The 12,409-nt window shown below is 39.3% G+C and carries 8 protein-coding genes and 1 pseudogene; 6 read left to right on the forward strand and 3 right to left on the reverse strand.

Features of this window, described 5'->3' with window-relative positions; genetic code table 11:
• Positions 1-151 precede the first annotated feature (151 nt).
• The 3 genes from AB8M93_RS05930 to AB8M93_RS05940 are packed head-to-tail and all read right to left on the reverse strand — an operon-like array spanning position 152 to position 6,810.
• The gene (locus AB8M93_RS05930) at positions 152-1,708 is read right to left on the reverse strand and encodes a DUF5123 domain-containing protein (protein WP_373056656.1); all 1,557 of its coding nucleotides are present in this window, start codon (positions 1,706-1,708) and stop codon (positions 152-154) included.
• A gap of 30 nt (positions 1,709-1,738) precedes the next feature.
• Complete coding sequence (locus tag AB8M93_RS05935) at positions 1,739-3,532, reverse strand: RagB/SusD family nutrient uptake outer membrane protein (RefSeq protein ID WP_373056657.1); 1,794 nt, start codon at positions 3,530-3,532, stop codon at positions 1,739-1,741.
• Positions 3,533-3,546: 14 nt separating this feature from the next.
• Positions 3,547-6,810 (reverse strand): SusC/RagA family TonB-linked outer membrane protein, encoded by a 3,264-nt coding sequence (locus AB8M93_RS05940; protein WP_373056658.1) that lies wholly within the window; start codon positions 6,808-6,810, stop codon positions 3,547-3,549.
• Positions 6,811-8,105: 1,295 nt separating this feature from the next.
• Here AB8M93_RS05940 and AB8M93_RS05945 point away from each other — a divergent pair.
• The 6 genes and pseudogenes from AB8M93_RS05945 to nuoK form a co-directional block, all read left to right on the forward strand.
• A pseudogene (locus tag AB8M93_RS05945) lies at positions 8,106-8,213 on the forward strand (hypothetical protein); the annotation flags it as partial.
• Positions 8,214-8,755: 542 nt separating this feature from the next.
• The gene (locus AB8M93_RS05950; RefSeq protein WP_373056659.1) at positions 8,756-9,109 is read left to right on the forward strand and encodes an NADH-quinone oxidoreductase subunit A; all 354 of its coding nucleotides are present in this window, start codon (positions 8,756-8,758) and stop codon (positions 9,107-9,109) included.
• A complete protein-coding gene (locus AB8M93_RS05955) occupies positions 9,106-10,668 on the forward strand; it encodes an NADH-quinone oxidoreductase subunit D-related protein (protein ID WP_373056660.1) in 1,563 nt (520 codons plus the stop codon). The genes AB8M93_RS05950 and AB8M93_RS05955 overlap by 4 nt, the downstream gene beginning before the upstream one ends.
• Before the next feature lie 7 nt (positions 10,669-10,675).
• Positions 10,676-11,566, forward strand: a complete 891-nt coding sequence (locus tag AB8M93_RS05960) for a complex I subunit 1/NuoH family protein (RefSeq protein WP_373056661.1) — start codon at positions 10,676-10,678, stop codon at positions 11,564-11,566.
• Positions 11,563-12,078: an NADH-quinone oxidoreductase subunit J family protein gene (locus AB8M93_RS05965; protein ID WP_373056662.1), complete on the forward strand. Its 516-nt coding sequence runs from the start codon at positions 11,563-11,565 to the stop codon at positions 12,076-12,078. Before AB8M93_RS05960 ends, AB8M93_RS05965 begins: the two co-directional genes overlap by 4 nt.
• Entirely contained in the window at positions 12,075-12,383 is a 309-nt protein-coding gene (gene nuoK, locus AB8M93_RS05970; protein WP_373056663.1) for an NADH-quinone oxidoreductase subunit NuoK, read from the forward strand. Before AB8M93_RS05965 ends, nuoK begins: the two co-directional genes overlap by 4 nt.
• Positions 12,384-12,409: the final 26 nt, after the last annotated feature.

A 12,409-nucleotide genomic window follows, 5' to 3' on the forward strand; every position in this document is an offset into this window, starting at 1 on the left:
CCCTGTATGTATATTCAAGTCCGTCTTTAGAAATCTAAAATAAGATCACCTATGGATCCTTCATATTTTCCACTTCTGTTCAAGAAAATCAATAAAAGGGTGTGCATCATTAAACGCATACCCTTTTATTATTTCTACTTGAAATTTCATACTATCTCCAGCGGGGATCACCTATATTATTATCAATTAACGTTTGGTTAGTGATTGTAAAATCTCCCGTTGATGGATCTGCAAATCCCGGATCTAAGTTGAAATAATTACTATCATCATAAATGTATTGTGATGTATCCAGGAATCCTGGTGCGTTAAAGTAATTATTGTCGCTAAAGTCAGGTGACTCGTCTATACCCTCTCTGTCTGCATAGCCTTCAGATTCTGTTTCAGCTATTATTGTATTCCTTACTGTTACATCATTGGATACAAATCGGATATACAGGATTCTCCTGCCATCATCATCAGAAACAGCATATAACGTACAGCTATCAATTAGAATATTGGCAGTTACACCAGAGCCATTTGATGTTCCGCTGGCATCCATTCTTATAAAGTCACGAGCTGGAGCACAGTTATAGAATGTACTTGTTAAAAGATTTATATTAAGTACATCTGAGTCTCTAAAATCTATAAAATCCCCTCCATCTGTAAAGAAGTCAAAAATAATGGAATTTTCAACGGTTAAGGTCTGCAGAATCGCATCGGTGGTACTTCCTGCGACAAATGATCTTGAATAATTATGGATATTACAGCTACTAATCAACAGGGAGTTATAATTTCCTGCCCCTGTATATTCCAGGAAGGTGTTTAGGCTGTTAGAACCTAAGCCTTCTCCCTGTATATCCAGATCAATAAATTCCACATCCTCTGCACCGGAAACAAGTTCAAACGAAAGCTTGAGAAGAGGTTTATCAAAACTTCTAAGACCTCTAATAGTCAAAGATTTGTCTAACGTTATCGTTCCGGTTTGGGCAGTATAATCACCTGGTTCAAGGACCAAAATATCCCCTGTGCTTGCATCTGCTATCATTTGCAACAAGTCGTCTTCAGGAGTAACTAACTTACCATCACCTATATCTATACCGGTACTAAAATCTTTTATTCCCCTAATTTGAGAACCATTAAGTAAAGTGGCAATATAATCTGTATCTGGAGTGAGACCGGTAATAGTCGCCATACCATTTGCTTTGTCCTCAGGAGTTATGGTGTAAACAAGATCACCCGGGCTTAAACTTATAGTTGTCACCTCACTATCTGGCACCCATCTAAGGATTGCCTCCCTAGCCTTAATATCGTCATCTTCGCCTTCAGTAAAAATTTGCTCGGTTAAGGTTTGTGCAGTGGTAGTGGCCCAGGAGGAATCATCTATTCCCCTGGCGCTTATCGCTTTTACCCTTATAGCATAAAAAGTATTGCTCTCTAAGGGTACCAGTACAGGTAATTCCTCCGGATTTACTTCAACAGTTTTAACAATATTGTCGAAGCTCGTGGAATCCTTTGAAAATTCTACAATATAGCTGTTAACATTCTCATCAACTGTCCAGTTAAGTTCCACATTCACCTGATTTCTTACAAATGATCTTAAATTAACCGGCGCAAATTCTCTCTCTACCGGCAGCTCTTCAATAAGCTCCGTATCATAGTCGCATCCTGTAATAATAGCCATAAACAGAATAGCTGTCAGTAAACTTTTAAAGATATATTTTACTTTCATAATTCAATAAATTGATTCTATTTTAAAGTTCTAGTAATCGTAATCGTTTACTAATTCACCGTTACTGGCGTCAATAAAGACCTGCCAGATTGGCCAGAATTGCTTATTATCTGGATCAATCCCAGGCTTATAAATAGTATTTATTATTTCATCCAAAGGTTGGTCCCAGGCAAAGGCTGACCATTCCGGTCCAGGATTCGAGGTCTCCCCTCTCTCTAAACCATAGAGATCTAAAGTATAGCCGTCTTCTTCATATTTGTAATAAATTGTTGTTGGCACGTTGGCATATTCTCCTGTCCTGTTCTCCAGATTGCTCAATTTATTCTTTTCTTCATCTAATTTTTCACTAAGAAGATTCCATCGGATAAGATCCATTTTACGATCCATTTCTCCGGTATATTCATATTTATACTCCTCTACAATAGCATTAAACATTTGTTCTTTAGAAGTGAGTGCATCTACATACGCATCTACCTTTTCTGCGTGAAGTTCTTCCGGAAATGCCCTTTCACGAATTTCCTTTAGATATGGTGCGGCAGCAGCGGGTCCCTCCAGTTCGTTTGCCGCTTCAGCAGCAGTAAGAAGAATTTCTGCATATCTCATATATATAAGATTTACGCCATCATCATTTGTTGAAGTTACAAGGCGCTCCATCCACTCATAGCGATATTTACCGAAATACCAGTTATCGATTCCCACAAGCTCCTGCTGGGCTATCCCATCTATAGCAGTACCCCACTGGTATGGTACGCTGGTAACGTCCCTTCGTGTATCACCCTGCTCAAAATCGTAAAAAACGGTAGGTGTAGGCCCTGCAGTACCACCGCGGGCCTGCTGCGTAAATTGATCTGCACTACGGTGGCGTACGGCAAATGAGAACAACACCCTTCCCCGTCCATCGGCGAATGGAATTTCCCATAAAGACTCGCCACCGGCATTTATATTTTCCTGATTATATGCTCTCCAAAAGCCTTCAAAAGAAGGATTTAAAGAAGCTGTACCACTATTAATTACAGATCTGCATTCATCCAGTGCTAACTGATACATTTTCTGAACAGAAAGATCTGGATCCTCACTCCTTCTTACTCCATCGGGATACTGCTGATAACCACTAGCCACCATTGCCAGCCTTGCTCTTAATCCTTTTACAAAAGCTTTATTAATACGCTCCACAGTAGTTGTGGCGGCAGATTGATTAGGCCATGCCACCAATGTAGATGCTTCGCCTAAATCTGCAATGAGCCGTTTATAAATAGTATCCCGGCTTGTTTTTGGCAAATAAAGGGTTTCGGAAGTAATAGGTTCAAAACGAGCTGGAACATCACCCCATGCTTTCATTAAATCTGCATAATAAATAGCTCTGTAAGTTAAAGCTGCACCTAGGAGTTGTCCAAATTCAGTTCCCGGCTCTGGATTTCCGTAGATACGTATATTTTCTATGGCAATATTTGCCCGTTCTATCCCCTGGTACATCATAGCCCAGGCGTTATCGTCGGTATTCATCCTGGAATTATTAGGCTTTGCATCGTAGTACACTAAATCTGCATCTGTACCTGCATCTCCCGCACTATAGTTATATTCAACATCCGTATTAAATCCGTAATACGGGATGAAACGCCCCCTGTAGGAATTAGTTTGTCCTATGGGTTCCAAAATACCATCAACAGCTCCCCTGGCTAAATCTACTGTTGAAAATATGGTAGATCTATCAAGGGAGGAATTCGCAGGGGCTTCAAGAAAATCTTCATCAAGAAAATCTTCTTCACAGGATACCACCAGCCATGTTATAAAAAATATCGAACAGATTTTTATAAAGTTTTTCATTTTCTTTTAATTTTTTAAAAATTAAGATTTAAGCCAAATACCACCTGTCTGCTTCGGGGGAATGGAGAATAATCCACTCCTGGAGTAAGCGGTGTATTTCTTCGCGTAGAAACTTCAGGATCCAGACCAGAATAATTTGTAAGAATAAAAACATTATTCGCTGTTGCATACAACCGAAGTTTGGAAACATTAATTTTAGACATTAGAGAATCGGGCAGCGTGTATCCTAAGGTAATTGTATTTAATCTAAGAAAGGAACCATCTTCCACTGCCCAATCACTAAAAACATAATTCTGCATAAAAGGAGACCACATTGTGGTATTTGCATTTGCAGCGGCAAGTTGCTCCGGATCTGTTATAAGCTGCCCGGTTTCAGGGTTTAGATTTGTCCATCTTCTTCCATCTTCCATTTCAGAACTTAAGTTTCTATACTGGCTATTTTCATTAGCTGATGTGAATTGAACCTTATTGGCATTATAAATATCGTTTCCAACGCTATAATTAAAGGCAGCGGAAAGATCGAATCCATAGGCGTAGGCATTTAATACAAATCCGCCGGTAAAATCCGGGTTGGCATCTCCTATAAGCGTATTATCATCTATATCTACCACCCCATCTCCGTTAATATCTTTTAGCTTCAACATTCCTGGCATTAATTCTCCAACTATATCTTCATTACTCACTACTCCTGATTTAAGTGTATAGGTATTTGTTGCAGCATCAAAATCAAAGTCGGATACCTCATAGCGGCCGTCAGCTTGGTAACCATACATGGCTCCTACCGGATTGTCTATCCAAATGGCATAATCTCCCCCAATTTGAGAAGAAGCCCATCCTGATCTATCCAGATAATTCTCTAATGACCCCAAAGAATTAATCTTGTTCCTGTTTGCTGACGCATTTAAAGAGAAACTTAAGCCATAGTCTTCTTTAGTTATTGCATTAATGTTTAATGAACCTTCAATACCGGTATTTTGGATTTCACCTAGATTTCTATACTGGAACTCATATCCCGAACCAGGAGTACGATAGGCAAGTAATAAATCTGTAGTTAGGTTTTTATATGCCTCAACACTACCGCTTACCAATCCTTGTAAAATTTCAAAATCCAAACCTATATTTTGAGTTACCGTGGTTTCCCATTTTAAATCCGGATTTGCTAATGCATTAGAAGCCGCCCAGTATGTAGGAATACCATTTAAATAGGTAGTGGTATTAGATTGAAAGCTTTGTACAGTCTGTCCGGAAGGAATATTATTATTACCAGCCTCACCATAACTTAACCTAAGCTTGAGCGCGTCAAGCCACTCCGTGTCCTGTAAAAAATTTTCTTCCTTTAATTTCCATGCTACCGCTGCTGAAGGAAAATAACCCCAGCGATTGTCTCCAAGGAATTTGCTGGAACCATCGGCACGATAGGTAGCGGTAAGTAAATACTTGTCTTTAAAAGTATAGTTAATACGGCCAAAAAATGACAATAGCTTATCATCGGGCCTGTAAAAATTATCTACGCTTTGGGGAGTACCCTGAGTGGTAAGCTTTTGTGTGGTCTTAAAATCAAAATCTTTTGGGAAACCCTGAATTTCGGCTGTTTCTTCATTATCTTTAGTCACGATCATTTCTTCTCCCAATAACACTTTTAGGCTGTGATCTTCATTAAGATATTGATCTAAATCCAGATTAATTGTATTGGCATTTCTAAAACTCACACGTTTTCGATCGCTGTAAACTAAAGAAGGTAACCCCTGATTTTCTGCAGATGGCTTGTTGCTGGCATAATAGGTAGAGCGACCATAATAGCGATAATCCTGATCGTACCTGTTATCTAATCCAAAATCTGATTGAAATTTAAGATTGTCCAGGATATCCCATGCAAAACTCCCCAACATATTAAAGTTTTTCCTTAGTTGTTGTCTTTGATTGTCTGCTGTGGCCACAAAAGGATTTACCAAATAGCCAGATAAGGCTTCATCTGTATTAGTAGTTGTAATTCCCGAAATTGGGATTGGAGAATATTGTACGCTATATTTCAACCGGGAATCGGTAGAGGACACTTCATTTTGCTCATTAGCCCCACCTCCATTAATTTCTGTATCAGAATAGCGAATGGTAAAAGATAAATCCACCTTTTCACCAGCTTCACTTTTTAATGCCAGTGAAAGGTTATCTCTCTTAAAATCGGAACCTAACATGATGGTATTTACATCATAATGGGCATAGTTAAAATTGAAGCTTAACTTTTCAGAACCTCCTCTTATTGCCAAATCATAGCTTTGTAATTCTCCCATATTTCCGTAAATCTGTTTTTGCCAGTTATTGCCTTCAACCCCCCGGTATTGATCGTAATCCTGCCAAAGTCCAAAATACCTTTCGTAAGAATCCAGGTTTTCCGGATCATCAAGCAAGGCATATTCATATTGCCATTTCACGTAATCTTCAGGGGAAAGCACATCAATTGTATTTGCTATCTTTTGAAACCCATAAAACGAATTTACGTTTACACTAATTTTGCCGCTTACACCATCTTTAGTAGTTATAATAATAACACCGTTTGCTCCTCTGGAACCGTAGATAGCAGTGGAAGATGCATCTTTAAGCACGGAAATGCTCGCAATATCAGTAGGGCTAATATCACTCATACTACTCACAGGAAAGCCATCCACAATTATGAGTGGTGAGCTATCCTGAGTTAATGAACCATTACCCCGAATGCGGATATTAATTTCTGCATCGGGAGAACCCTCAGTAGATAACACCTGAACCCCGGCAAGTCTACCGGTTAAGGTTTCAGCTACACTGGATTTTGCCTGCTCTGTTAATTCATTGCCTGAAATAGAAACTACAGAACCGGTTAAATCTGACTTTCTGCTGGTACCATATCCTACAACTACCACTTCATCCAGTGAAGCCTGATCTGTTTGTAAAGCAACGTCAATTCTGCTTCTCCCGTTAACATTAATATCAACGGTTTGAAATCCAACATAGCTAAATACCAAAACAGCATCTTCACTGGAAACTTCAATAGCATATTCTCCATCAAAATTGGTAACCGTTCCATTTGAAGTTCCCTGCTCCAAAATGGTAACACCGGGAAGCGGTCCTCCATTGTCCTCAGCGGTAACTGTTCCTGATACCTCTACATTTTGTGCATAAAGCGGATTTACCGTTAATGTAAAAACCGATAACAACAATACTAATAATGGAATACCATCATGCTCCTTTCTGGAAAATCGGTTCCGCAGAAACCAACTTAATTTGTAGTGGAATTTTTTCATCATAAATACCATATTTAATAGATGTGAAATTGAATTAGTTAGTTAAATTATTCCTCTTTCTTAAAAATTTTCCCCGAAAACGATATCGTAAAATGTCAAATACTCCAGTATTTAAGAGCATTTTAAGCTTATTTTTATCCTCTGGGCCAAATTCATTGGGCTAATATCCTAATGAAATTAACAATGTAATCGATTACGTAAATATATTTATAATATATTGATTACAAAATTTTTTGCTTTAAAAAATAAAATTTTATGATTTATAAACATCAATTACTTCTTTTTTAAAAAAATAAAAGATGTTAAACGAAGAATGCGCTAATTTATTTGTTCAGGCGACACTATAAAACCATTTGTGTTTTTAAAATTGTAATCGATAACATAAAAATACAATCTTCTATTATCGGTTCTCCCTTTATGGAAGTCAAAGATATTCCTGGAGAACAATAAAGTTTCCGCTTTCTCCGAGAAATATTCACAATTTTCACAATCAAGGAAAATTATTTGAGATACTCGAAAATTATATACTGTCTTAGCAGAAGATAGAAGTCAATAGTGTGTTTAAATTTTGAATAGTTTTCATCTTTTAGATAAAGTCAAATCAACAAAAGACACCTCAGGTGTCTTTTAAAAAATGAGGTGTCTTTTGTGTCTTTTGTGTCTTTTAATTCCCTTTTTAAATCAAATCGAATCAAATTAAATGATCCTCTAAAACCTTAAAAACCACGCTAATTCTAAGATTTGCTGGGTTTTGATACGAATTGTTATTCATAAAAGTGACCCCTATGGTACAAAACTCGAACCGATTAGTAGAAGATCTAAAGCTTTTGGTCGATATTATGGCAGTTTGATTACTTAAAGATATCTTTTAGATTACCTGATTAATAACCACTTGACTTATTATAAATTATTTTATGACCCATTGGTATCCTTTTGATCCCTTTATGGCCATGTAAATCACGAGGCGGTTTTGATATATTCTCAAGTTGTTGATATCATACCGTTTTGAGATTTAGTAAAGGTGATGCCATATAAATCATTGACTGTTAAAAATTATAATTAAAGCACCTTCAGAAAAAGGCTTAAATTAATTCTGCTTTTTGGCTAATTTTTAGATAGGTATATTATATTTAGATATGAGAACTCTTTTTTAGGAAAGAATAAAAATAATTATGGGGAAGAAAGAACATCATCAAGACAAAGATTTATTGACAATCATAGGTATTGGTGCTTCGGCCGGCGGGCTTACTGTCTTAAAACATTTTTGTGCAGATGCCTGAAAATACAGGCTTGCTTTTGTAATTGTGGTACATCTGTCTCCCGATCATGAAAGCCATCTGGCCGATTCGCTACAACGAGATGTTAAAATGCCTATGGAGCAATTAAAGAAAAATCTTCCCATATAGCCAGATGATTTCTATCTATTCCTTGAGGGGTAAATTTGAACACTATTAATATCCACCTGCACCTTTTCGAACTGTACAATGCTGGATACAAAGTGCTCAGATCAGTCATTTTTGTACCCTTGCCAGGATTTATTGTATCTTTCCAGCACCGACTCTAAGGGTTTTTATGGCCACTGAAAGATGAAGGAATGCCGTGGATCAATAGTAGTACAGAATCTAATGGAAGGTGAGAATAATGGCATACCTGTTTCTGCTATCTCTGCGGATATGGTAAATCTGTAACTTTCTCCCGGGAAAAACATCTGTGAGATTTGGAGCTATAGCCGGCTATGGCTCAAATTAGTTTTTCTAAGGATGGAGAAGAAGAATTAATTTTATGGGAAACTCCATAACTAGAGTGGTCTTGACCAAATAAAAATTTTATACTTCTTAAGGTTTTGATAAAAAAAAGTCAAATTTTCTAAATGCTTTTACAAAAATAAATATTGCTCTTATCTTGAATGGAAATTTAAAATTACCTAATCAATCAAATCCATCAATAGATGACTAACTATCTTATGCTTTTTTTCATGCTGTTTTTTACGGTGGCGGTGGTGGTCTGTTTGTACCTGGCAAAGAAAAGTTTGGTAAAGACAAAAAAGGAGCCCGGCAAAGACATCCCGGCAGAAAGCGGACATTTACATAAAAAACCCGTTTGGGGAAGGTATCATGTGCACTATTACGGCTATGCATTACTTTTTCTGGCCTTCGATATGGAAATGGCCTATATGTACCCCTGGGCAGTAGTTTATAAAAAACTGGGAGTTACAGCTCTCATGGATATGGGTGTTTTCCTGCTCATCTTATTTCTGGGACTTTTATATACCTGGAGCCAGGGAGGGCTTAAACGGCAATGACAAAGACTTTACAAAAATTTGGCGGAGTTTCAGGGAAAAGATTCTTTGGAACCAACATCCTTTCGAAGCTTATTTTAAGAGAGCTTAATATTTTTCCTGTTCCTGGGGAAAATTTATTTATTATTAAAGGTTTTAATATTTATCAGAAAGGCATCAAAATGGTAGCAAGTCCTCGGCATGCCAATCTCCTGCTTATAGCAGGTCCCTTATCCCCCCAACTTCGGAAAGCTGCTGCCATAAGTTACTCGCAAATGCCACGCCCGCGCATTCTCGTCACCGTAGATCTCCAGGAAGTGGAACCCCTTCCCAGGCCCGATTTGGTTATCTCTCCCGGGGAACTGAATCAGTTGCCTTCCAAACTGAAAAACAGAAATCTATGGGCCCGGGATTCTGAAGCCTATAGACCTTCTTTCCTGGTGGAGGAATTCGAGGATGATGAAGAAAAAGATGAACATGGCGAGCATAACATGAATGAGCACGAAGACCATGGCGATCATTCCTCTCGTGATGGCAATGACGATAATGAAGAAAACGGAGGTCATGACCAGGGTGGAGGTGACGATTTTATGTCTATGATCATGATGACCAAAGATATGCCGCGTGCCGCAGACGGTCTTCCCATGGATATGAACGAAGGCCGGTTTGGCCCTTTTCATCTGGGACTTCCCGATGGACTTCGTATAAAAATGATGCTCGACGGCGACACCGTTAAAATGGCAAATTTCGAAAAAGGACTTCTTTCCCGGCACTTCCTGGATAATTTTCCGAAGGATGATCCTTCAGAACTTCCTGGTTTTTTGGGCAATTTGGATCCCCTTCAGCCCATGGCCTATAAGCAGCTTGCCACCAAAGCTCTTCGGAATACTTCCAACTGCCCAGTAAATGCAAATATTTCAGCACTGGAAAAGGAAAGAATCATTTATCATCTTCTGCAAATTCAAACGCTTCTGCAAAATGTGGGTGACCAGGAAATGCATTTCAGGATTCACAAATCTCTTCGTGATTTTCTGCAGGATGATTCTGCAGAAGGGATCAAAAAAAATACAGAGAAACTTAAAAAACGTTTCTATCTTAAAAACCGCTTAAGAAGCTGTGGCAAAATCCCTGAAATGTTCCTGCATCACGTTTCTGGCCCTGTCGCACGGGCAGCAGGGAAAAAGTTAGATCATCGAATGGAAGATCCTGACTATGCTCCTTTCGAAGCAATAACATTGAGTGAGAATAACGCCTGGGGATATTTACTGGTACGGCTGGAAGAGATCTCACAGAGTCTTGATCTTATAAAAAAGTTTTCAGAGAAAGGCAGTTCTGAATTAATTACGGAAAAAAGAACAGGCTATCGGGAAGACTATACGGGCAGTGCAAAAATAGAGACCGCTACCGGAACAGCCTGCTTAGATTTGAATATCCGCAACGGAAGAATACAGAAAATAAAATTAAAGACTCCCTCTGTGGCCCTTGCCGCAATGATTCCGAAGATCAGCATGCAGCAGGAGCTATCTGATGCTCTTGCAGGGATAGCTTCACTGGGAATTTCAGCATGGGAAATCGATAAATGAAAATAGTATGATGTGGATACTTATTTTGGTCCTGTTTTTCTTTAGCATCTACGCCATTTCGGTAGTGGAACACTGGTCGGTGTACCGGCGCTGGGATTTTCTGCATCCTTTTTCGGCTTTTGCCTTTTCCTTTACACAGGAAGACATAAAGCCAAGAATGCACGATAAAACCTTTTTACAAACAGCTCCCATCCTTTTTATTGTGGCGGCAGTTCTTTCGGTGGGAGTGCTTCCCTTTGCCAAAGATTTCATCCTTGTAAGAATAGGTACGGCAGCACTTTTTATCAACGCTGCCCTGGCATATATTATGGTATCTATGGTGCTGGCGGGGTGGGCTCCTAATGGATTGTATTCTATGATCGGGGGCTGGCGGTTTCTCGGTCAGCTTATCGCCTACTCCATGCCCATTGTGATGGCGATCACTTCCACGGTAATGCGGGCCGAGTCAATGAACATGACTGAAATCGTAGAATCTCAATATGATCTGTGGAATATCATATACCAGCCTCTCGGATTTATTCTTTTCTACCTGGCTTCTCTTGCACTGGCATTTCTACCGCCATTTGATATCCCCAATTCCACCGGGGAACTTTCTGGAGGAATCTTTTCAGAATATACCGGAAAAAGATTGCTGGTATTCAGGATTGGAAGGCTCATTCTTATTTTCAGTCTTGCTCTGGCTACAGCCAATCTCTTTTTAGGAGGATGGTATGGTCCCTATCTTCCAGGTTTTGTGTGGATATTTTTAAAGACGGGAGCAGTAGCTATTTCCTATTTCTTTGCCGGCAGGCTAATGCCCCGGCTTAGACATGACCATACCCTGGAATGGAGCTGGAAATACGGAACCCCTTTAGCATTAACCAACATCCTCTGGGTGGGAATACTATTGTTATTATGATTACTATACGCCTTATAATATTAATTGTGCTGGGGCTTGGTGCCATCTGGTTCGGCTGGCGGGTTTTTATGACCAGCAGCATGGTACGCTCGGCATTTTCACTGCTGGCAAACATGGCCATTCTCGGGATGATGTTTTTGGTGATGCGGGCAGAATTTCTTGCCGTCCTGCAAATTATGATGATGGCCACAGAAATGAGCATCATGGCGATCTTTATGATGATGTATATGATGGATCCCGGCGGAATGGGCGATATGGATATGTCCCATCAAAAAAAGACTTCCATAGCACTGGCTTTATTAGCCGGAGTGGCAGTTATTTTGATCGTGGGATTTTCTCAGTGGGATGCGATTGCTGAAAATGTGCCTACCACCGCACAGCAGAATTACGATTTGGGTATGGAATTGATGAAACGTTCCATGATGATCTTTGAGACCGCGGGAACTTCGATCCTGGTTGCGATGATTGCGGCAGCGGCTTCTGCCCTGCCTTTTAAAAACCGAAAGAAATGATAGAATTGATAAGCGTTTTAATAGTTGGAGCCATTCTTTTTGGAATAGGATTATATGGCGCCCTTAGCCAGACCAATCTTGTTATGATCATGATGGGTGTAGAACTGATGCTGGGTGCAGGCATGCTTAATCTCGTGGCATTATGGAGATATCTTCATCCTGAAAGTTATTCACTTCAGGTATTTGTGCTGGTAGGAATGACGGTAATGGCCCTGGAGGCTGCAGTAGGTTTTGCGATAGGAACCCAGCGGTTCAGGACCAAAGGTTCTGTTGAAATGGAAGAGACCAGTGAAATGAAAGAATAAAAAATTAGCTATTTTAAAAACAATTT

Origin of the sequence: Autumnicola aciditolerans (assembly GCF_041679265.1) — a bacterium.
Classification (GTDB): Bacteria; Bacteroidota; Bacteroidia; order Flavobacteriales; family Flavobacteriaceae; genus Autumnicola.